Source organism: Ruegeria sp. SAZA006, from assembly GCF_059613465.1.
The window spans coordinates 18,087-39,596 of sequence record NZ_JBXWSO010000013.1; the positions used below are offsets into that span (position 1 = coordinate 18,087).

The 21,510-nt window shown below is 60.5% G+C and carries 19 protein-coding genes and 1 tRNA gene; 6 read left to right on the forward strand and 14 right to left on the reverse strand.

Annotated elements, in window-relative coordinates; all coding sequences use genetic code 11:
* Window positions 1-77: 77 nt before the first annotated feature.
* On the reverse strand, window positions 78-1,274 hold the full coding sequence (locus AC2FNZ_RS11875; protein ID WP_170588713.1) for a BCCT family transporter: 1,197 nt from the start codon (window positions 1,272-1,274) through the stop codon (window positions 78-80).
* Between the two features lie 184 nt (window positions 1,275-1,458).
* Here AC2FNZ_RS11875 and AC2FNZ_RS11880 point away from each other — a divergent pair, with 184 nt between their 5' ends.
* Window positions 1,459-2,346, forward strand: coding sequence for a DMT family transporter (locus AC2FNZ_RS11880; protein WP_496840775.1), 888 nt, complete (start codon window positions 1,459-1,461; stop codon window positions 2,344-2,346).
* On the opposite strand, the gene AC2FNZ_RS11885 is transcribed toward AC2FNZ_RS11880, so the two are convergent.
* Window positions 2,322-2,843, reverse strand: a complete 522-nt coding sequence (locus tag AC2FNZ_RS11885; RefSeq protein WP_496840776.1) for a glutathione peroxidase — start codon at window positions 2,841-2,843, stop codon at window positions 2,322-2,324. The genes AC2FNZ_RS11880 and AC2FNZ_RS11885 overlap by 25 nt on opposite strands.
* 145 nt (window positions 2,844-2,988) lie before the next feature.
* On the opposite strand from AC2FNZ_RS11885, the gene msrB reads away from it, so the two are divergent.
* Window positions 2,989-3,438, forward strand: coding sequence for a peptide-methionine (R)-S-oxide reductase MsrB (gene msrB / locus AC2FNZ_RS11890; RefSeq protein ID WP_005979690.1), 450 nt, complete (start codon window positions 2,989-2,991; stop codon window positions 3,436-3,438).
* Window positions 3,435-3,947 carry a peptide-methionine (S)-S-oxide reductase MsrA gene (gene msrA, locus AC2FNZ_RS11895; protein WP_496840777.1) on the forward strand — a complete coding sequence of 171 codons (513 nt, stop codon included), beginning with the start codon at window positions 3,435-3,437 and terminating at the stop codon, window positions 3,945-3,947. Before msrB ends, msrA begins: the two co-directional genes overlap by 4 nt.
* A 3-nt stretch (window positions 3,948-3,950) precedes the next feature.
* Here msrA and AC2FNZ_RS11900 read toward each other — a convergent pair whose 3' ends face one another.
* The 8 genes from AC2FNZ_RS11900 to AC2FNZ_RS11935 all read right to left on the reverse strand — a co-directional run bounded on the left by AC2FNZ_RS11900 (window position 3,951) and on the right by AC2FNZ_RS11935 (window position 16,168).
* A complete protein-coding gene (locus AC2FNZ_RS11900; protein ID WP_496840778.1) occupies window positions 3,951-5,954 on the reverse strand; it encodes a hydantoinase/oxoprolinase N-terminal domain-containing protein in 2,004 nt (667 codons plus the stop codon).
* A gap of 71 nt (window positions 5,955-6,025) precedes the next feature.
* Window positions 6,026-7,063, reverse strand: a complete 1,038-nt coding sequence (gene queG / locus AC2FNZ_RS11905) for a tRNA epoxyqueuosine(34) reductase QueG (protein WP_496840779.1) — start codon at window positions 7,061-7,063, stop codon at window positions 6,026-6,028.
* A gap of 75 nt (window positions 7,064-7,138) precedes the next feature.
* Complete coding sequence (gene fzlA / locus AC2FNZ_RS11910) at window positions 7,139-7,804, reverse strand: FtsZ-binding protein FzlA (protein WP_093963811.1); 666 nt, start codon at window positions 7,802-7,804, stop codon at window positions 7,139-7,141.
* A 59-nt stretch (window positions 7,805-7,863) separates the two neighbouring features.
* A complete protein-coding gene (gene mtgA, locus AC2FNZ_RS11915; protein ID WP_496840780.1) occupies window positions 7,864-8,604 on the reverse strand; it encodes a monofunctional biosynthetic peptidoglycan transglycosylase in 741 nt (246 codons plus the stop codon).
* Between the two features lie 40 nt (window positions 8,605-8,644).
* A complete protein-coding gene (locus AC2FNZ_RS11920; RefSeq protein WP_496840781.1) occupies window positions 8,645-9,562 on the reverse strand; it encodes a Hint domain-containing protein in 918 nt (305 codons plus the stop codon).
* 176 nt (window positions 9,563-9,738) lie between these two features.
* Window positions 9,739-14,271, reverse strand: a complete 4,533-nt coding sequence (gene gltB, locus AC2FNZ_RS11925; protein ID WP_496840782.1) for a glutamate synthase large subunit — start codon at window positions 14,269-14,271, stop codon at window positions 9,739-9,741.
* Entirely contained in the window at window positions 14,268-14,705 is a 438-nt protein-coding gene (locus AC2FNZ_RS11930; protein ID WP_496840783.1) for a GFA family protein, read from the reverse strand. Before AC2FNZ_RS11930 ends, gltB begins: the two co-directional genes overlap by 4 nt.
* Window positions 14,706-14,734: 29 nt before the next feature.
* On the reverse strand, window positions 14,735-16,168 hold the full coding sequence (locus AC2FNZ_RS11935; protein ID WP_496840784.1) for an NAD(P)-dependent oxidoreductase: 1,434 nt from the start codon (window positions 16,166-16,168) through the stop codon (window positions 14,735-14,737).
* A 228-nt stretch (window positions 16,169-16,396) separates the two neighbouring features.
* Here AC2FNZ_RS11935 and AC2FNZ_RS11940 point away from each other — a divergent pair, with 228 nt between their 5' ends.
* A complete protein-coding gene (locus tag AC2FNZ_RS11940) occupies window positions 16,397-17,200 on the forward strand; it encodes an undecaprenyl-diphosphate phosphatase (RefSeq protein WP_496840785.1) in 804 nt (267 codons plus the stop codon).
* On the opposite strand, the gene AC2FNZ_RS11945 is transcribed toward AC2FNZ_RS11940, so the two are convergent.
* Window positions 17,201-18,184, reverse strand: coding sequence for a complex I NDUFA9 subunit family protein (locus AC2FNZ_RS11945; protein WP_496840786.1), 984 nt, complete (start codon window positions 18,182-18,184; stop codon window positions 17,201-17,203).
* A gap of 211 nt (window positions 18,185-18,395) precedes the next feature.
* Between AC2FNZ_RS11945 and AC2FNZ_RS11950 the strand changes: the two genes are divergently transcribed.
* Window positions 18,396-18,482 (forward strand) — tRNA-Leu (locus tag AC2FNZ_RS11950).
* A 254-nt stretch (window positions 18,483-18,736) separates the two neighbouring features.
* Here AC2FNZ_RS11950 and AC2FNZ_RS11955 read toward each other — a convergent pair.
* The 3 genes from AC2FNZ_RS11955 to AC2FNZ_RS11965 all read right to left on the reverse strand — a co-directional run bounded on the left by AC2FNZ_RS11955 (window position 18,737) and on the right by AC2FNZ_RS11965 (window position 20,800).
* Window positions 18,737-19,237 carry a thermonuclease family protein gene (locus AC2FNZ_RS11955; protein WP_093963838.1) on the reverse strand — a complete coding sequence of 167 codons (501 nt, stop codon included), beginning with the start codon at window positions 19,235-19,237 and terminating at the stop codon, window positions 18,737-18,739.
* Window positions 19,174-19,716: a hypothetical protein gene (locus AC2FNZ_RS11960; RefSeq protein WP_093963839.1), complete on the reverse strand. Its 543-nt coding sequence runs from the start codon at window positions 19,714-19,716 to the stop codon at window positions 19,174-19,176. The genes AC2FNZ_RS11955 and AC2FNZ_RS11960 overlap by 64 nt, the downstream gene beginning before the upstream one ends.
* Before the next feature lie 442 nt (window positions 19,717-20,158).
* Complete coding sequence (locus AC2FNZ_RS11965) at window positions 20,159-20,800, reverse strand: acyl-homoserine-lactone synthase (RefSeq protein WP_496840798.1); 642 nt, start codon at window positions 20,798-20,800, stop codon at window positions 20,159-20,161.
* Window positions 20,801-21,013: 213 nt separating this feature from the next.
* Between AC2FNZ_RS11965 and AC2FNZ_RS11970 the strand changes: the two genes are divergently transcribed.
* Window positions 21,014-21,493, forward strand: a complete 480-nt coding sequence (locus AC2FNZ_RS11970; RefSeq protein ID WP_093963840.1) for a hypothetical protein — start codon at window positions 21,014-21,016, stop codon at window positions 21,491-21,493.
* Window positions 21,494-21,510: the final 17 nt, after the last annotated feature.

Genomic DNA, 21,510 nt, shown 5'->3' on the forward strand with positions numbered 1-21,510 from the left:
CGATTTCGCGGCCCTTTTTCTATGGTATATGTTTACCGGGTCCGTTGGGCCGGACCCGGTTTTGTCGTTGGCCGAGGTCAGTGAACAGTCTCGACCTTGTGGAAATCCAGATCCCGACCTTCGGGCATGGAGTCGATGCTCATCACCTCTTTGCGCTTGGCGATCAGGATATAGACCACGCAGGCGAGGTAGAGGCCAACCACCACGGCGCCGATCCACTGAATCTGCAGCCACTGGCTTTGGAACAGAAGCGTCAGCACAAACAGAAGCCCCACGTTGCCGGCAACATAGGCCGTCTTGCCGAAGCGTTCGACCGTCATGTTCAGGTTGTCGGTATAGAGCCTGATCAACGAGTCCAGTGAGTTGATCACGAAGGTCACGCCGACGATCACCATCGCGATGTTGGTGATTCCTGCGGTGCTGATGCCGTTCAGGTGATAGTAGTAAAGCACGCTGAACCAGATCGCCAAGGGGATCGACGGAAAGATCAGCAGCGCCGCCAGCAATTGCCAGGTGGTCAGCCCTCCGACAAAGCGCGAGGTGAACTGACCGATCATGATCGACCAGGCAAACCACCAGAACAGGTAGAAGGCGTGATAGTCGGTTAGAGGCAGTATGAACTTGTGGATATTGGCGAAATACGCCCCGATATTGCTGCTGGTTTCCACGAAACCCGCAACGCCCATACCGGCCGCGGCCCACATGCCAAGGATCAGCGCCAGAAACAGAAACGTCGAGCCGACGGAAAGAATCCGCACGTATTTCAGGTCAGTCGAGGAATAGGCCGCGGCCAGAATGACGACAAATACGATGATGTAAAACGTGGTCACCACGGACTCGCCATCACCAACTTCGGGCAGGTATCCGGGCAGGTAGATCAGGAACAGGCTGGCGGTGAAAGCGCAGGTCCCGATGATCACCACGTTGTTGATCAGCTTGACCACCGGGATTTCAAAGAACTGCACTCGGGGCTCGATGACGCAGAAATAGAAGGCCGTCAGGAAATAGAAGGCCCAGATCAGGAATCCCCAGAACCCGAACTCGATCGCCAGCGGGTTTGCGAACGCATAGGCCGGATCTTCGGCATAGCCTCCGAATTCGGTGAGCGGGAACATGATCAGCCCGACATCCAGGCCGGATGTGAACAGGATCGCGATGAAAGTGAACAGATGTACAGGTGTCACGCCCACGCACCGCAGGTTCCACCATTTCACGACGAAGAACGCTACCAGCCCAAGAGCAAGCAAGACCCCGAATGACAGGATGTATTCCAATAGCACCGACAAACCTCCCTTTAGATTTCAGATTACCGAGCGGATATCTTTAATTGGCTGGTCAATCAATAAAACCGCCATCTAGGGAAAACTTGCGTGCACCATGTGTCTTTTTTGACGCTCGGGCGCTTGTGGCCTGCGGGAAAATCGGAAACAGTCGCCGCACATTCAAACAGGAGCGGTCATGGATCTGCGCGCCATCGCCATGGGGCTGGCCTTTGCCTTCATCTGGTCGTCGGCCTTTACCTCGGCGCGGATCATCGTCGCGGATGCTTCGCCGCTGTTTTCACTGGCGGTTCGCTTCCTGATTTCCGGCATCCTTGGTGTCGCAATCGCCCGGGCCATGGGCCAGAGCTGGCGCCTGACGCGGTCGCAATGGTACGCGACCATCCTGTTCGGAATCTGCCAGAATGCCCTGTATTTGGGTCTGAATTTCTATGCGATGCAAACGGTCGAGGCCTCGGTCGCGGCGATCATCGCCTCGACCATGCCGCTCTTGGTGGCGCTGGCCGGTTGGCTGCTGTTCGGGGAACGCTTACGCCCGCTGGGTGTTCTGGGTCTGCTGGCCGGGTTCGCCGGCGTGGCCCTGATCATGAGCAGCCGGATCAGCGCCGGGATCGACCTGTTCGGCGTTGCCCTCTGCGGGCTGGGCGCGCTGGCGCTGACCTTCGCCACGCTGGCCGTGCGCGGGGCGACCTCGGGCGGGAATTTCATGATGGTCGTCGGTTTGCAGATGTTCGTTGGCTCGGCAGTTCTGTTCGTCGCCGCCCCGTTGTTCGAGACGATCCATATCCGTCCAACCTGGCCGCTGGCGTTGGCCTTCACCTACACGACCCTGTTCCCCGGCCTGCTGGCCACGCTGATCTGGTTCCTGCTGCTCAACCGGATCGGTCCGATCCGCGCGGCGACCTTCCATTTCCTCAACCCGGTGTTCGGGGTCACGATCGCCGCGATTCTGCTGGGTGAGCGGTTGGGCGCAATGGATGCCGTCGGCGTTGCGGTCACCACGCTGGGCATTCTGGCCGTGCAGTTGTCACGCCAGCCGGTTCAGCGCAGCAGCGCCTCGACCTGACTGCGCAGCTTGCGGGAGTCAGGCCGGGTCGTCGACCCAAAGGTCGCCACGACCTCGCCTTCGGGGCTCAGCAGGATCTTGTTGAAATTCCAGTTGGGCACAAACCCAGTCTCGGCGGCGACCGCCTTGAAGAACGGGTGGGCCTGCGCGCCGGTGACCGGGGTGATGTCGGTCATGGGCAGAGTCAGGTCATAGTTCAACTCACAGAATTCCTTGACCTCACCGGCGGTTTCCAGTTCCTGGTTGAAGGAATCCGACGGGACTGCCAGAACCACCAAACCCTTGGGTCCATAGGTGTCCTGCAGCTTTTGCAGCCCGGAATACTGCCCGGTAAACCCGCATTGCGAGGCAGTGTTGACCACCAGAACCGGCTGGCCGCGCCAGTCCGACAACGACAGCGTGCCGCCATCGATCGATGGGAACTCTCCGGACACGGGCGCGGCCTGTACCGTTCGACCGATCAACAACAAGGCAGACAACAGCAACATTCTGAACATGGCGTGACCTCCTCTTTGATATTGATACGCGCGAAGCACGGCGGCAGATCACCCGCACGATCGCGCGAGCCGGGTGAAACAGGGCTTTGCTTTTGTCGCGGCGCACCCCAAATATCTCGGCAACGTATGAAACGCCGGAGGACCCATGCCCAAGTATACCAAAGATCCATCGGTTGTCGCGGCCCTGTCGCCCGAGGAATTCCACGTCACCCAGCGCAACGGGACCGAACGCCCCGGCACCGGAAAACATCTGAACAACAAGGAACCCGGCATCTATGTGGATATCGTATCGGGCGAGCCGCTATTCGCCTCGACCCACAAATACGAGTCGGGCTGCGGCTGGCCCAGTTTCACCAAACCCATCGTGCATGACCACGTCACCGAGCTTGAGGACCGCTCGCTGGGGATGATCCGGACCGAGGTCCGCTCGAAACACGGCGACAGCCACCTGGGCCATGTGTTTCCCGATGGTCCGCTGGACCAGGGTGGGCTACGCTATTGCATCAACTCCGCCGCGCTGCGGTTCATCCATCGTGACGACATGGAGGCCGAGGGCTATGGCGAATACCTCGATCAAGTGGAGGACCCGAAATGACCGAACACCGCGCCGTTCTGGCCGGAGGCTGCTTCTGGGGCATGCAGGACCTGATCCGCAAGCTGCCCGGCGTTCTGCGCACCCGCGTTGGATATACCGGCGGCGACGTGCCCAACGCGACCTATCGCAACCACGGCACCCATGCCGAAGGGATCGAGATCTGGTTCGACCCCACGCAGATCACATATCGCGATCTGCTCGAGTTCTTCTTCCAGATCCACGACCCGACCACCGTGAACCGCCAGGGCAATGACATCGGAATGAGCTATCGCTCGGCAATCTATTACTGCGACGAGACACAGAAACAGATCGCGCTGGATACGATCGCCGATGTGGATGCCAGCGGGCTGTGGCCCGGCAAGGTCGTCACCGAGGTCGAACCCGTCGGCGATTTCTGGGAGGCCGAGCCCGAGCATCAGGACTACCTTCAGCGTATCCCAAACGGCTATACCTGCCACTTCCCGCGCCCGGACTGGGTTCTGCCCAAACGCAGCAACGCCGCCGAATAACGCTCAGCCGACGGCCACCCGCGGGCGGCCGCTGGCTTCGACAGTCAGCATCGCCTCGACGAAGACATCCTTGCCCTCGATCCTGGCGGTGCGGATGTCACGGTTGACGACCACGCGGATATCCTCGGCCCCAGCCTCGCGCACGGCGCTTTCGGTCTCGCGCCGGAGTTCGGCCTCCAGCAGGTCCAGCGCGGGTTCGGGCGTGGGGAAATCCTGCGGCCCGTCGTTCAGATGCACTCGGTACCGGCCTTCGGACGGGGCGGTCACTGTGCCCGCCCGCCGCATGGTCAAGCGCCCCACGACGGCCCCGATCGCATTGGCCACCCCGGCATGGTCGGGCAGCACCATGGTACAGCGCAGCCGCTCACCGACCGCCGGGTAATAGCTTGGCGCCGAGGCCCCCAGCCCGACCACACCCACGTTCAGCTTCGTATCCAGCGCCAGCAGACCGCGATGCCCGCGCAAGCCCCGCCGCGTCAGCACATGGCGCGCCAGATCCTCGGGCGGCAGGCCGAACGCCTCGGCTTCTTCGGCAAAAGCAGTCTCTAACAAGGTCAAAACGGTCTGTTCGGTCAACTGATCCACGATCATGCCGGCCAGTTCATCGGCCGAGCCCGCCAGCCGGTCGCCCGACCCCACACGCCGGCGCGCAATCAGCTCCAGCGCCTTGCGCGCGGCACCCTCATCCCAATCGGACAGGCGTCCCAGAACGTGGCTGGCATCCGACGGCGTCACCCCCGAGACCTGAACCATCCCGCGATCCACCAGCCGGGTCAGAGCTCCGTTTTCCATCCGGGTGCGCAAAAGGGCGCTCAGGGGCAGAACCCTATCTCCCAGCCGCTCCAACAGCCCCGCCTCGCGCGGGCCCAGACCCTCGGCGTGGATGCCGGGCACGCGGCGGGCGAAACGGGTATCGTGCTCGCCCACCGTGGTCGCGCGCAACTGCTCGTCCAGCGCGGCATGGACCACTTCGGGCGCTTCGGCCGCGATCAGCGACACCGGCAGCACCCGGCGCGGGCCCAGGAACACGCCGCCGCGCAGGCCCTCGGTCACCACATGCACCTGGCTGTCACCGCCCAGACCATGAGTGCGCATCGCCACCGCCTCGACCATGGTGCGGAACCCGCCGACACGGGCGCCCGCCGGGTCGATCGCCGGTTTGCCATCGCGGATCAGCGCCACATCGGTCGTCGTCCCTCCGATATCCGAAACCAGCGCGTCCTGAACTCCGGTCAGCCAGCGCGCCCCCACGATCGAGGCCGCCGGACCGCTGAGAATGGTTTCGATCGGTCGCTCCCGCGCCTGCTCGGCGCTCATCAAGGCGCCATCCCCACGCACCACCATCATCGGCGCGTCGATGCCCAGCTCGAGCAACACATCCTGCGCCCGGCCGATCAGACGGTCGATCATTCCGATCAGGCGCGCGTTCAGCACCGCCGTCACCGCACGTTTCGGCCCGTTCAGCTTGGCCGACAACTGATGCGAGCAGGTCACCGGCGCGCCGGTCTTTTCGGTGATGATCCGCGCGACCTCAAGCTCGTGCGCGGGGTTGCGCGTGGCGAACTGGGCCGCTACCGCGAACCCGGAAATCCCGGACTGCTGGTCCAGAAATTCGCGCAACGCCCCTGTATCCAACGGCGCGGCCTCAGCCCCGGCATGGCTGTGCCCGCCCGCAATCGCCAGCGCCGGGTCACCCTTCAGCGCATCGCGCAGCCCATGCCTGTCCAGATCGCCATCCCGAAACCCGACATAGATCAGCGCAACGCGCCCGCCCTGCCCCTCGACCAGCGCGTTCGTGGCCAGCGTCGTCGACAGCGACGCCATCGAGATCTGGTCGGGTGCGACCTGCGCCTGGTCCAGCACCGCCCGGATCGCCCGCCCGACGCCGATCGCCAGATCCTCGCGCGTGGTCAGGGACTTGGCCGAGGCGATCACCTCTTCCTCGTCCCGGATCAGCACCGCATCGGTGTAGGTTCCACCGGTATCCACGCCCAAAGCCAACGCCATCGGGGTCTCCATCCTGTTCGCAGTCACGGGTGTAGCGGTTTGAACCGACGCGTCCAGCCTGTTTGCGGCATTCACGACAGTTGTTCGACCGCCCAGCGCGCCGCGTCCGCCACCGTGGGGTCGGGATCCTCGGTCAGCGCCTGCGCGACCAGAATCAACTCCGACAACCCGGAATTGCCGATGGCATACAGAACGTTGCGCACGAAGCGGTCGCGCCCGATCCGCTTGATCGGAGAACCCGAGAATCTGGCCCGGAACGCCGCATCGTCCAACCCGGCCAGTTCCGCCAGCGGCGGCGCCATCAGGTCTTGGCGCGCGACATAGCGGATGTCGCTGGCCGCCACCGCGAACTTGTTCCACGGGCAGGCGGCCAGACAATCATCACAACCATAGATGCGGTTGCCCAGCTTGCCGCGCAACTCCTGATCCACCGGCCCCTTGTGCTCGATGGTCAGATAGGAAATGCAACGCCGCGCATCCAGCTGATAGGGCGCCGGGAAGGCATCCGTAGGGCAGGCATCCAGACAGGCCCGACACGACCCGCAATGATCCACTTCCGGAGGATCCGCTGGCAGGTTCAGAGTAGTGAAAACAGACCCTAAAAAGGCCCAATTGCCCCAATCCCGGCTGACCAGATTGGTATGTTTGCCCTGCCACCCCAACCCGGCTGCGTGGCCCAAGGCCTTCTCGGGCACCGGCGCGGTATCGACGAACACCTTCACCTCGCCCCCGGCCTCGGCAATCAGCCACCGGGCCAGCCGCTTCAGCCGCTTCTTGACCAGATCGTGGTAATCCCTGTTCTGCGCATAGACCGAGATCGCCCCGCGATCGGGTCGCCCCAGAACCTCGGTCGGATCATGATCCGGCGTGTAACTCTCGGCCAGCATGATGACCGAGCGCGCCTCGGGCCACAGCTGCGCCGGATCCCCCCGCCAATGGGTCCGTTCGGCCATCCAGCCCATCTGCCCGTGATAGCCCGCCGCCAGAAAGGCCTCCAACCGCGTAGGCACTTCCGGCACGTCCCAGGGTCGGCAGATCCGGCACGCCACGAACCCTTCGGCCCGGGCCTGCGCCACCAACCTGTCCTTCAATGCCGTCGCGCTGTTCATCTGGCCCAAAATATCCTCGGGGGTGAATTGGCCGAACGGGCCAAGAGGGGGCGGACAGCCCCCTGCCCCAACCTATCAGAAATCCAGGTCGGCGTAATGGGCGGGCGGGCGGAAGCCTGGCACCTGATCCGCCAGGATCGACCGGAAGGCCGGGCGTGACTTGATCTTGGCGTACCAGTCCTTGACCACCTGGCTGCGATTCCAGTCCACGTCCGAAATGTAATCCAGCGACGACAAGTGCGCGGCAGCGGCAAAATCGGCCAATGTCATCTGATCTCCGGCCAGCCAGCGCCGCTGATCCAGCAGCCAAGCCATGTAGTCCAGATGGAATTTGATCGCCCGCGCACCTTCCTTGACGTTCTTGCTGTCGGGATATCCCTGACCGGTCACTTTCTTGTTTACCCGCTCGTACAGCAGCTTGGATGTCACCTCGTGGTGGAATTTGTCATCAAACCAACTGACCAGACGGCGCACCTCGAACCGCGCTTCCGGAGTTTTCGGCATCAATGCGGGTTCCGGCCGCGTTTCTTCGATGTATTCGCAGATCGCCGCGCTTTCTGACATCACCCGGCCATCCAGCCGCAGAACCGGGACCTTGGCCGCAGGGTTTCTGCGCAAGAAGTCCGGGGATTTTTCCCAGTACTTTTCCTCGACCAATTCGACTTCGATCTTCTTTTCCGCCAAGGACAGGCGGACTTTTCGACAAAAGGGGGACAGGGGAACGTGAAACAAACGCGCCATGTGGATCCATTCGAACCAATTGAGTACCGCTCAGCAATAGCCGCTGACGGGCAGAAGTTTCAATCCTCGAAGCAATCTGCGCGACCATCTGCGCGGATGGTGGCCGCTCCATCGCGGATCGCGGCGGCTCGTCTGCGGGTGTAAACCGACGGGTCCGTGACCGAACGGTTGCGCGGTGACGGAAGGATTGCCGCCAGACGCGCCGCCTGCACCGGGCTGAGTTGGGCGGAACTGACACCAAAATTCTTCCGGGCGGCCGCCTCGATCCCGAACAGGCCCTCACCGGTCTCAGCCACGTTCAGATACACCTCGAGTATGCGCTTCTTGCTCCAGAAGATTTCGACGACCGGGGTCATGGAGGTCTCAAGCGCCTTGCGCACCCAACTGCGCCCCTGCCACAGAAAGACATTCTTGACCACCTGCTGAGAAATGGTCGACGCCCCGCGGTTGCCACCATCTTCAAGCGCTTCGCGGATCGCGTTCACGTCAAAACCCCAATGCAGGCAGAAATTCGCATCCTCGGCCGCAACGACCGACCGGGCCATGTGCGGAGACATATCCTCGATCGCGACCCATTCCCGGTCCACCTTGCCCAGGCGGCGCCACTCGGACCAGATCGTATGGGTGATCGGCGGGTTGACCACGGTGTAAAGCAATACAAGCGCCACGAACGCCGCGGCCAGGGCACCGATGACAAGCAGTACCCACCGCCGAATCCGAACGATGAGCGTTTCCGTTTTCCGAGACCGGGTTGCCTTTTTGGACTTACCGCGGGATTTGCGCGCTGCTTTCTTCGCCATGTTCCTGCTATACGCCGCAGCACCGGTATTTGGAACGGAATTATGACGCGATCAGCCGTCCTTCGCGCGGGCGCACCACCGGACGGGCGGTTTTCGGACCACCATCTTCCACCACTCCCAATTGCGGGAACAGACGCAACAGCTCGGCCTGGGTTTGCCGGTCAGATCGCGTAACGGCGTGGCCGGGATAGTAGCTTTCGCTTTTGGCGCCGTTGGCGATGACGATCTCGTGCTGGTCGAACAACAGGTGGAAATACTCGACCTCGCCGCCTTCGACCCTGGTCACCGTCGTGCCGTTGACCAGGGAATGTGCGGCAATCAAAACCTCGGGGTGGCCGTAGAAATAAGCCGCGCGCCAATCGTCGATCAGCATCCGGTGTTGCGGCGAGAACAGAGTGTCGCGGTCCAGCCCCAGAACCCCTGCGGCAAAGCGGATGGGTGCGGCGTTGCCCTCGGCCGCAACGGTGGTTCTCCCGACCCAGATCAAAGCCCGCGCGCCATTGTCGACGGTCGTGACCAGGTCACCGGCCTGCAGATCCTCGACGCGGCGCAATCCATCGGGTGTCTTTATCATCGTTCCGGCGGTAAAACACGGCGGCCCAAGCTCATCCGGAACCACCAGGGGACCCTCGGTATTGACGAAAGTCGTCGAGACAAGCGTTCCCTCTTGCAGCACCTGACCGTCCGTCGGGGTGAATACCCGACTGCCATCAGCCAGATAGAATGTGATTCCCGTGTAGGTGACGTTGCCCACACCGGACACGTTGATCGTCACCGTATCGCCCGGCCAGGATCGGGTGACATCGATGCCGTTGACCGAGTCATTGTCGAAACTGTCAATATCGCCATCGTCGTTCTGGTCGACCAGATTGTACTTCTCAACCGTCAGAAGGGTCCCCGTTGCCGGCGGGCTGGCCGGATCCATGGCAAAGAACTGGTCAAGATAGGTCGTGGGCATGCGACGACTCCCAGGCGTAATTGGTGGCAAGCGGAAGCATTGGCGAAATTTCCAAACTTTCCGTGTACAGGCCTAGCGACACGCAATGTTTTTTCAAGAAATCCGGAAACGGGGGGACACAAAACGAAAACCCCGCGTGTCTTTTCAAACACGCGGGGCAGGTTTCACAGGCAGTCTTACTCGGCCGGAACCGCCGCTGCCTCGTGGCTCAGCGGGTGGCTGAGCTTGTTCAGCATTTCCTTCGGACAGACCTGCAGGAAGTTCGACAGCTCGACATCCCAGTGCTGCAGGATGTCGGCGGCCTTGCGGCTGCCGGTTTCCGCTGCGTGACGTTCTATCAGCGATTTCAGCTGGGTCTCCCAATGCTCGACCGTTACGGGGCAGGTCACCAGGGTTTCCATGTTCATCAGCAGCTGCGCCTTGCCTTCGGGGTCGTACAGATAGGCCATGCCGCCCGTCATCCCCGCGCCAAAGTTCGCGCCGATGTCACCCAGGATCACCGCAACGCCGCCGGTCATGTACTCACACCCGTTCGAGCCGCAGCCTTCGACCACCACGGTGGCACCCGAGTTGCGCACGGCGAACCGCTCACCCGCACGGCCGGCCGCGAACAGGTACCCGTCGGTCGCGCCGTACAGGACCGTGTTGCCGATGATTGTATTCCGGTCGGCCTGCAGCGGGCTGACCTGCGGCGGGCGTACGACGATGGTGCCGCCCGACAGGCCCTTGCCCACATAGTCGTTGGCGTCACCCGACACTTCCAGTTTGAGCCCCGGCGCGGCGAAGGCGCCCAGCGACTGACCGGCCGAGCCCTGCAGTTTCACATGCAGGTGGTCCGGCTGGAACGTGTTGCGCATGCCAAAGTTCTGCACGATGTGGCTGGACACGCGGGTGCCCACCGTCCGGTGCGTGTTCTGCACGGCATAAGACAACTGCATCTTCTCGCCATCTTTCAGGAACCGCGCCGCGTCGCGCACGATTTCAGAGTCCAGCGTATCGGGCACCGCGTTGCGCGGCTTGTCACGGTCATAGACAATGTTCTGTGCGCCATCGACGGTGATCAGCAGCGGATTCAGGTCCAGATCGTCCAGATGCGCCGACCCGCGGCTGACCTGCGCCAGCAGATCGGCCCGGCCGATGATCTCGTCCAGCGACCGCGCGCCGATGCTGGCCAGAATCTCGCGCACTTCCTGCGCATAGAAAGTGATCAGGTTCACCACCTTGTCGGCATTGCCGGTGAACTTGGCGCGCAGGCTCTCGTCCTGCGTACACACGCCCACCGGGCAGGTGTTCGATTGGCACTGGCGCACCATGATGCAGCCCATCGCGATCAGGGCGGCGGTGCCGATGCCGTATTCCTCGGCCCCCATCATCGCCGCCATGACGATATCGCGCCCGGTGCGTAAACCGCCATCGGTGCGCAGGGTCACCCGCTCGCGCAGGTTGTTCATCGCCAGAACCTGGTGCGCCTCGGTCAGGCCCATCTCCCACGGCAGGCCGGCATATTTGATGCTGGTCGCGGGGGATGCCCCGGTGCCGCCATTGTGGCCCGAGATCAGGATGATGTCGGCCTTGGCCTTGGCCACCCCGGCGGCGATCGTGCCGACGCCCGAGGACGCCACCAGTTTCACCGTCACCTTGGCGCGCGGGTTGATCTGTTTCAGGTCATAGATCAGCTGCGCCAGATCCTCGATCGAGTAGATGTCGTGGTGCGGCGGCGGCGAGATCAGCGTCACGCCCTTGGTCGAGTGACGCAGGCGCGCGATCAGATCGGTGACCTTCATGCCGGGCAGCTGGCCGCCCTCGCCGGGCTTGGCGCCCTGGGCCACCTTGATTTCCAGCTCTTCGCACTGGTTGAGGTATTCGGCGGTCACACCGAACCGGCCCGAGGCCACCTGCTTGATCTTGGCCGAGGGGTTGTCGCCATTCGGCTCGGGCACGAAGTGAGCGGGATCTTCCCCACCTTCACCCGAGTCGGATTTGGCGCCGATCCGGTTCATCGCTACGTTCAGCGTCTTGTGCGCCTCGGGGCTGAGCGCGCCCAGCGACATGCCCGGCGTGACGAACCGTTTGCGGATCGAGGTGATCGACTCGACCTCCTCGATCGGGATCGGCTTGCCCAGCGGTTTGAAATCCATCAGGTCGCGCAGATGAATCGGCGGGTTGGCCTGCATCTTGGCCGAATACTGCTTCCACAGCTCGTAAGAGGCGCGGTTGCAGGCCATCTGCATCATGTGCATCGAGGTCGCTTCCCACGCATGGGTCTCACCCGATTTGCGGGCCTTGTAGAAGCCACCGATGGGCAGAACGTCCAGGCCACTCTCCCAGCCTTTGGCATGGATTCCTTCGGCTTTGGACTGAATGCCGGTGACGCCGATGCCCGAGATCCGGCTGGTCATGCCGGGGAAATATTCGGCCACCATGGCGCGGCTCAGGCCCACGGCCTCGAAATTCAGGCCGCCGCGATAGGACGAGATCACCGAAATGCCCATCTTGGCCATGATCTTCAGCAGGCCCTGGTCGATCGCCTCGCGGTAGCGCGCGACGTTTTCGGTCAGGCTGCCTTCGAGCAAGCTGCGTTCGATCCGGTCGGCCAGCGAATCCTCGGCCAGATAGGCGTTGACCACGGTCGCGCCACAGCCGATCAGCACCGCGAAATAATGCGGGTCGATGCATTCCGCCGAACGCACGTTGAGCGAGCAGAAGGTCCGCAGACCCTGACGGATCAGGTGCGAATGCACCGCGCTGGTGGCCAGGATCATCGGCATCGCCACTTTGCCGGGGCCGGAATACTGGTCGGTCAACACCAGGTGACCCGCGCCAGAACGCACGGCCTCCTCCGCCTCCGAGCGGATGCGCGCCAGCGCGGCGCTCAGCGCGCCGGTGCCGGGTTCGAAGGTACAGTCGATCTCGGCCAGCGGCGCATCGAAATTCGCCACCAGTTCTTCCCACTGGGCGTTGCCGACAAAGGGGCTTTCCAGCACAACGATCTCGGTCTGGCTGCTGTCCTCGTCAAGCACGTTCTTGAGGTTGCCGAACCGCGTCTTCAGCGACATCACGCGGTATTCGCGCAGGCTGTCGATGGGCGGGTTGGTCACCTGGCTGAAGTTCTGGCGGAAGAAATGGCTGAGCGGCCGGTACTGTTTGGACAGAACCGCCGAAGGCGTGTCGTCGCCCATCGAAGCGATCGCCTCTTTGCCATCCTCGGCCATCGGTGCAAGGATCTGCTCCAGCTCTTCGACCGTGTAGCCCGCCGCGATCTGGCGCTTGCGCAGCTCTTCACCCGAGAACAGCGGCTTTTCAGTCACCTTGGCCAGCTTTTCGTCCAGATCGTTGATCTTGCTGACCCAGTCCCCGAACGGCAGCGTCGCGGCCAGCTTGTCCTTGATCTGCTTGTCGCGATACAGCTTGCCCTTCTTCATGTCGACGGCCAGCATCTGGCCGGGGCCCAGCGCGCCTTTCTCGACAACGCTGGCCTCGTCGATCGGAACCATGCCCGCCTCGGACCCGGCGATCACCAGTCCGTCGCCGGTGACCACATAGCGCATCGGACGCAGGCCGTTGCGGTCCAGCCCGGCGCAGACCCAGCGCCCATCCGTCATGGCCAGCGCGGCAGGGCCGTCCCACGGCTCCATCACCGAGTTGCAGTAGGAATACATGTCGCGCCAGGCTTGCGGCAGTTCCACCGCCTGTTTCGACCAGCTTTCCGGCACCAGCATCGTCTTGGCCATCGGGGCCGAGCGGCCCGCGCGCACCAGAACCTCGAACACCGAATCCAGCGCCGCCGAATCCGACGATCCGCCCGCGATGATCGGTTTGATGTCTTCGGCATAGTCGCCAAAGGTCGCCGAGGCCATGCGGATCTCGTGGCTTTTCATCCAGTTGATGTTGCCCTTCAGCGTGTTGATCTCGCCATTATGGGCCAGCATGCGGAACGGCTGCGCCAGCCACCATTGCGGGAAGGTGTTGGTGGAATAGCGCTGGTGATAGATCGCAAAGGCCGACTCAAAACGGTCGTCCATCAGGTCGGGGTAGAACACGGCGACCTGCTCGGCCAGCATCATGCCCTTGTAGATGATCGACCGGCAGCTGAGCGAGGCCAGGTACAGCCCCGAAATCCCTGCGGCGGCGGCGGCTTTCTCGATCCGGCGGCGGATGACGTACAGCTCGCGCTCGAACGTGTCCTCGTCGACGCCCTTGGAATTCGAGATCAGGATCTGCTCGATCTCGGGCCGGGTCGCGTTGGCCTTTTCGCCCAGGCAGGTGACATCCACCGGCACATGGCGCCAGCCATAGATATAGTAACCCATCCGCAGAACTTCGGTTTCCACGATGGTCCGGCAGCGCTCCTGCGCGCCGAAATCGGTGCGCGGCAGGAACACCTGCCCCACGGCGATCAGCTGGTCCATCTTGGGTTCGTGCCCGGTGCGGCGGATCTGGTCATAGAAGAACGGGGCCGGGATCTGCACATGGATGCCCGCGCCGTCGCCGGTCTTGCCGTCGGCATCCACCGCACCGCGGTGCCAGATCGCCTTGAGCGCATTGATCCCGGCCTCGACCACCTTGCGGCTTTTCTTGCCGTCAACCGAAACCACCAGGCCGACCCCGCACGAGGAATGCTCTTCCTGCTCGGAATACAGGCCATTTTCGGCCATCCACTTGCGCTTGGCTTCCTCGGCCCGGACCCAATCGGCATCATATTTCGTCATTGGTTGTCTCCTTCTTCCGACGGGGCGTACATGGCCATGACCTCGGCTTCGGTCATCTGGCGCCGTTCACCTGCGAACGCGTAACCCTCGGGCTTCTTGTCGATGTAAAGTTCAAGTTTCAGCGTGTTGCCGGCCGCGTTGTCGAACAGGCCTGCCGCGATCTGTGTCTGGCCGTGCATCTCGCCCGGCAGGGTGATCCGGTACCACAGTGCCGAGCCGCATTCTTCGCAGAAGGCACGTTCGGCCCAGTCGGACGAGGTGAAGGTCTTGACCGGCCCCAGCGCCGCATAGCCCGGCTGGGCCGGAAAGGTGACCGGCGCGCTGCTGGTCCAGCGGCGGCACATGTCGCAATGGCAGGCGCCCAGCGCGTCGCGGGCGGGGGTCGCGGTCACGGTGACCGCGCCGCACATGCATTGGCCTTGCAATTCGGGCATCCTGTCCCTCCTGTCGCTGGGCTGCGGGGTCACTCGGCCGCAAGCGCGGCCTTGCTGTTGAACCGGTCGATGATGGCCTGCGCGCAGTCACGCCCGTCGCGAATCGCCCAGACCACCAGCGAAGCACCGCGCACGATGTCACCGATGGCATAGACGCCGTCCATCTCGGTCTCGCCGGTTTCGAACGCGGCCTTGATGGTGCCCCAGCGGGTCACGGGCAGGTCGGGCTGGCCGAACAGGGTGGGCAGGTCCTCGGGCTCGAAGCCCAGCGCTTTGATGACCAGATCGGCCTCTTCGACGTAATCCGCGCCTTCAATCACTTCGGGGGCCTGGCGGCCGGTGGCATCGGGCTGGCCCAGGCGCATCTTCTGCACCATCACGCCGGTGACCCGCTCATCGCCCACGAACCCCTTGGGCGCGCTGAGCCATTCAAAGATCACGCCCTCTTCTTCGGCGTTCTGGGTTTCGCGCTGTGAACCTGGCATGTTCGCCCGGTCGCGGCGATACAGACATTTGACCGAAGTCGCACCCTGACGAATCGAGGTTCGTACGCAATCCATCGCAGTATCGCCGCCACCGATCACGACCACTTTCTTGCCCTTGGCGTTCAGACGGCCATCGTCGAACTCGGGAACCTCGTCACCAAAGCTTTTGCGGTTCGAAGCAGTCAGGAAATCGATTGCCTTTTCGATGCCGGGCAGGCCGCTGCCAGGCATGGACAGATCCCGCGACTTGTAGACTCCCGTCGCAATGATCACGGCGTCATGTTTTGCGTGGATTTCGGCGAACTTGGCCGCGTCGACGTTGCAGTTCAGTTCAAAAGCGACGCCGCCCTCGGCCAACAGGTCGTTGCGGCGTTGAACCACGTCCTTTTCCAGCTTGAAGCCCGGAATGCCGTACATCAGAAGCCCGCCCGCGCGGTCATAGCGGTCATAGACCGTGACCTGAATCCCGGCCCGGCGCAGCATGTCCGCCGCCGCCAGGCCACCAGGCCCGCCCCCGATGATGCCCACGCTTTCGGGGCGCTCGGCGGTTGGAGCGACAGGTTTGACCCAGCCTTCCTCCCACGCGGTGTCGGTGATGTATTTCTCGACGGCACCGATGGTGACAGTGCCATGGCCCGATTGCTCGATCACGCAGTTGCCTTCGCACAAGCGGTCCTGCGGGCAGATACGGCCGCAGATCTCGGGGAAGGTATTGGTGGCCTGGCTGGTCTGATAGGCTTCTTCCAGCCGTCCGGTAGCGGTCAGGCGCAGCCAGTCCGGGATGTTGTTGTGCAGCGGACAGTGCGACTGACAGTACGGCACACCACACTGGCTGCAACGGCTGGCCTGCTCGGCGGCTTTTTCGGCAGCGTATTCGGCATAGATTTCATGAAAGTCCGCTCTGCGATCGGTTGCGGCGCGCTTTTCAGGCATGTCACGATCGATCTGCACAAATTTCAGCATCGGTTGCTTGGCCACGGTCAGACTCCATGAATTGGCTTGGTCGGATTTCTTTATGCGAAGCCAATTCGGATGAAAAGTCAATTGTACTGACCTAAATTGGAAAAAATCGGAAAGATCGATCTCTTTCGGCGACTTTCTGTTCGTTTTTAGGGCCGCTTCGGACCTAAATCCTGACTTTCCTTTTGCTGATCGCGCTTATACGCCTTGAATGCAAAGAACACGGGCGCAGACACGGGCGGGCAGATGAGTCTTTTTCAGCTGATTCTGGTGGCGATCATCCAGGGGATCACCGAGTTTCTACCGATTTCGTCATCAGGCCACCTGATCCTGCTGCCCAGCCTCACCGGAATGGATGACCAGGGCCTCGCCATCGACGTCGCGGTGCATGTGGGCACATTGGGCGCGGTGGTTCTTTATTTCTGGAGCGACGTGAAACTGGCCCTTGCGGGCCTGCCAAGTGCGTTGCGCGGGCGCATCGACACCCCACAGTCCCGACTGGCCCTGGCGTTGATCGTGGCCACCATCCCGACCGTCATCGTCGGCGCGATCCTGCACCTGACCGGCCTCAGCAGCGCGATGCGGTCCGTGGCAGTGATCGGGTGGACGATGCTGGGCTTCGGATTGCTGCTGTATTGGATGGACCAGAAAGGCCCCCAGACCAAAGAGGCCGCCGATTGGGGGCTGCGCGACGCGGCTATTTTGGGTCTGTGGCAGGTCCTGGCGCTGATTCCCGGCACCTCGCGGTCGGGGATCTGCATAACTGGCGCGCGGCACTTGGGATATACCCGCGAGGACGGCGCGCGCATTGCGATGTTGATGTCGATCCCCACAATCATCGCCTCGGGTGCGTTGCTGTCGCTGGACGTGATCGGGCAGGCCAACGCTCAGCTGGCCAAGGACAGCGCCATTGCGGCCGTGTTCGCCTTTGTTTCGGCCCTGTTGGCACTGAGCCTGATGATGCGTCTGCTGCGTAGCATCAGCTTCACGCCATATGTGATCTATCGCGTGATCCTGGGTACGATCCTGCTGATTGTCGCTTACAGCTGATCAGATGCGCAGGTTCCGGGCCGAGTTCTGGATGTCGTCGTACTGACCCGACGGGCGGAATTTCCACAGGTATTCCGGCAGAACCGATTCCAGCGAGGCAGGTTCAATTCCCAGATCGGCGAAACCTTTCGCTCCTTCGGACACCACATTGTCTCGGCGCAGGTTCTTCAACTGGTCGCGGGTCAGGATGTTGTTCGGAAACAGCTGAAAGCTGACGAATTTCAGCATGTCCAGAACCCCGGCCATGATCCGCCCAACCCAGAACGGCAGACCGATGATGATGCGGCGGCGGTAGATCACCTCGAGCATCTGCTGCATCAGTTCGCGGAAGGTCTTGGCCTCGGGTCCACCCAATTCGTAGACGCCCGTTGCGGCCTGGCCCAACACACCCTTGACCGCGGCCTGCGCCACGTCATCCACAAACACCGGCTGGAACCGGGTGTCGGCGCCAAAGATCGGAAGGAAGGGCGAGATACGGGTCATGCCGGCGAAACGGTTGAAGAACTGATCCTCGGTCCCGAAGATCACCGAGGGCCTCAGGATCACGGCATCGGGCATATGGGTCAGTACAGCAGCTTCGCCCGCAGCCTTGGTGCGTGCGTATTCGCTGTCGGAATTCGCGTCAGCACCGATGGCCGAAATATGGACCATACGGGAAATGCCTTGCTCGGCCGCCAGACGGGCGATGCGGCCCGCGCCTTCGGCTTGCACGGCGCCAAATCCATTCTTGCCCAGTTCGTTCAGAACGCCCACGCAGTTGACGACCGCATCGGCACCATGCATCGCACTGGCCACCGAGGCATCGTCGCGGATATTGCACAGAATTGGCTCGACCTGGCCGACGACGCCATAGGTCTTGACGAAGATCGCCTCGTTCGGACGGCGGACCGCCACCCGTACACGCCACCCTTCGTTGGCCATGCGTCGCGCGATATAGCGGCCGACGAATCCCGATCCACCGTAAATCGTGACCAGTTTGGACATGGTTGGGCTCCTGCTGTGTAGGTCTTGTTCCGATCTACCGCTCCAAAGCCCGGCAAACAAGGCGCAATAACGCCGCGCATCAGGCAAAAAACACTGCCGGAACCTGCGGGATCGCGCCGCGGGAAGATGGCTGAAAAAAAACTTTCGAAACTCCGTTCGAATCCTGTTGACGCCCTCGGCGAGTAGGCTTAAATGCCCCTCCACGACACCTGCCCAGGTGGCGGAATTGGTAGACGCGCTAGCTTCAGGTGCTAGTGTCCGTATGGACGTGGAGGTTCGAGTCCTCTCCTGGGCACCATATCTTAGGTCTAATCCTTTGATATCTTTGATATTTCCAATTTTACTGTCGACCTTATCCACCCCGCAAACCACCCTTTTGTGTTCGCCGCGTGTGCGGTTTGCCGCTTATTGAGGAACAGTAAGGTTGGTAAATGTTGGTGTTGCAAATGTTGAATTGGGGGAAAACGCATAAGCCGACCCGTTCGGTTGCCAACCAACGGTAGCCCGAACTTTTGCCTACCCCCACCAAAGATAGCGGTATCTGTTTTTAGGCTATCGGCAGTACCCTGCGCGTATTAGTCGTGACTTGGCTGCTGGAGTCTCCAAGTGTCCGTACCTGCCGCCCGAGTAACGCGCGCAATCCAGGGCGTGACCTGCGGCGATTACTGCAGCACCTATGTCTTGTCCATTAGCAAAACACACACCAACCCAACGGTCATATGTTCGTTCCCCGTTTAGGTCACATCTAACGGACTTCCCGCGCAGGAAGTTGACCATCCAGCGCTTTGCGTCTTGCCCCGATCTGGAACCAAGTTCCGGATCGTCAACTCCGTTTAGGCGCACAGGGGTACCGTCAACCACAATCGTATCAGCGTCCCGAACATAGATTGACCCAGCAAGAACCTGATGGCCAGAAATTAGGGTTAGAGCGAGAAAGAGACTGAAAATCCAAAGGTGCTTCAGTTCACCTTCTGCAGCGGTCTTTTGATTCACATTGCACCCCGTGCGATGGCAATAACCTCGTTGATTCCGTGAAGAATGTCCTTGATCCATTTTCGCTTCACACGCCGTTCAATCTGTTCCTTAAGCGAGTTGACTGCTGTTGTGGTGCCTTCGGTATCGGCCTCAGCGTCCTGACCTGTTCCACTGGATTCGTCTGTGGCTTGCTGAAGCAATACCATTTCTTCTGCAATCGCCCCCCGCCTGACGCCCTCAATAAAGTCATGCACGGCTTCCAAGTCACCTTGTTCCAGTTTTTCGAATAGAAAATCCGCTAGTTCTTGGAGTAATGCTTGGACCCGATGGTCATAAATATTCAAAAAAACGAGATACCTACTGCCGGATTTTGATTGCTCCAAACGACTGAGCGAAATCAATCGAAGAAGTTCAAATAGTGCTGTAGCTGCCATAAGGTAGAGCTCTACCGCTTGACTTAGGACTTGCCGATCCTGGGGCAGGCCTTCAGGTTCTGGGTAGTCCCTGAGAAATCCATCGAAGCTCCGAAATGCGTCCGTTTGAAATCCATATGCCATAAAAGTAACTCCCGAAAATATGGAGTCATTATCCACGACCGTGCAGCCCGAAACAACCGTTCTGAAGTCTGGCGTTCGTCGCCCAGCTTTCGCTAGTTGAGCCAAGCAAGAGGTAAGTCGCTACCGACCCATTTGCCTATGGCTAGATATATATGTGTCCGGGTTTCGTTGACGCCATTTGGGCCAATTTTCAGTCTGGCGTCACAGAATTTATGACGGCTCGAAGAAAAAAGGCTCCAATCTCGCTCCAGTGTCACAATCACAGTGACGTGTTGTCCAGAATTATGTGCGGGGGTTTTGCTTTCCGTTGTGCATTCGAAGCAAACTCGAATGTCCAAAGAGCTCACTACTCTTCGAGTACCAACAAGTGGTTCGCACACAGTGTTGTGGGCCCAGGGCGACTGACAGGAATGAGTCCGTCAACTCGCCCTGAAAACTCTTTCTAGGCTGTAAACCTTAGTGTTCGTTCATGATGCTTCGATCCAAATGCAGATCTGAACCAAAGCCTTGAAAGATAGCGGCTTATGCCTGCTCGATAAGCGACTCGGTTACAGTCTTCAGGGGAATATGGCCACAATCCCACTGAAATCTGGTCGCGACCTGTTCCTTCCGATCCAAGTACAATTGGTGAGGATCCGATAAGGCGATAGATCCGAATCATGCGTGCGTCGAATACGCCAGCTATATGGGTCAAACCAAAGCCTTCCATTACTTCACCCCCGCTTAGCATGATAGCGCCCGCGACGTGCGGCGTGGAGTTTCGTGCAAGGCAAAAGCGCGTAACCTCCCAAATTAGCGGGCTTTGGATCAATCGCCCATCAGTGAGGTGTCCAAACGCGTCGTTGACCATTACTGGACCTGTGGTCGGCAAAATGCGCATAGAGCCACCGTGACTGCCATCCGCTTCTTCCCAGATGACATAGAGCGGGTTTAGTTCATCATACTGGTCTCGCTCTTCCCCGTTCTCGTCAACAGTGACATCCCATCCCAGACGGGTCTTGAACTGATCGGCCCGGTCCCGAAACATCCCCTCTGCTAGCTGTGGAAACCTGTGAAGTTCATCTGCAAATACATATCTCAGCACATCCATTCCCCTCAGACTTAGTGCGGATGGGCAGAGTGTGAGATTGTGGTTAATTGTCTGTTGTTCAGGCTAGAGAGCAGTAACTAGTTGTTAGTTTTTCCTGGCAGCTTGTTGAGAGAATGAAGCGGCGCTTCGGCCAGCAGAGTTCTTTAGGTTAAGTAATTGTTTAGTTGAAACACCTTATCATAGAACAACCTTAAGTGGAGTTTTGAAATGATCTGCACGACAACTACACCGTTTCAACTTGAAGACATTACGTCGGTCGTCTGTAAGTCAACGGAGCTAGTTGCGAAGTCTTGGCAAATACTTAGGCCCCACTTTGGCGTGCAGATCGCCTATGGATGCGGGAGGTTGGAAGCCCTAGCAAATTTTTTCGACGTCGTAGCGATTAGCGTACTTGCCACCCTTCTGGAAGCAGATTTCGAAGCTCAACAGGCTGTAGAATTGGCAATCGGGGTTGCGGAGGAAATTTCGCTTAGCGTAGAAGAATTGAATGTGGACGACATATCCGATTTGGGTTGCCAGCATATAATTCTTAACGACGTGATTCAGTTCCTAAAATTTGAAGAAAAGTGTTTTAATTCAAAGAGGTTGCGACAAGTGCAGGAAAAAGTATCTTTGTCGATATTTCTGACTATGGCTAGAATATTCGAAACCACGAAGGTTCGCTCAATAAAACAACAACAAGCATGAAATGCTGCGTATTTATG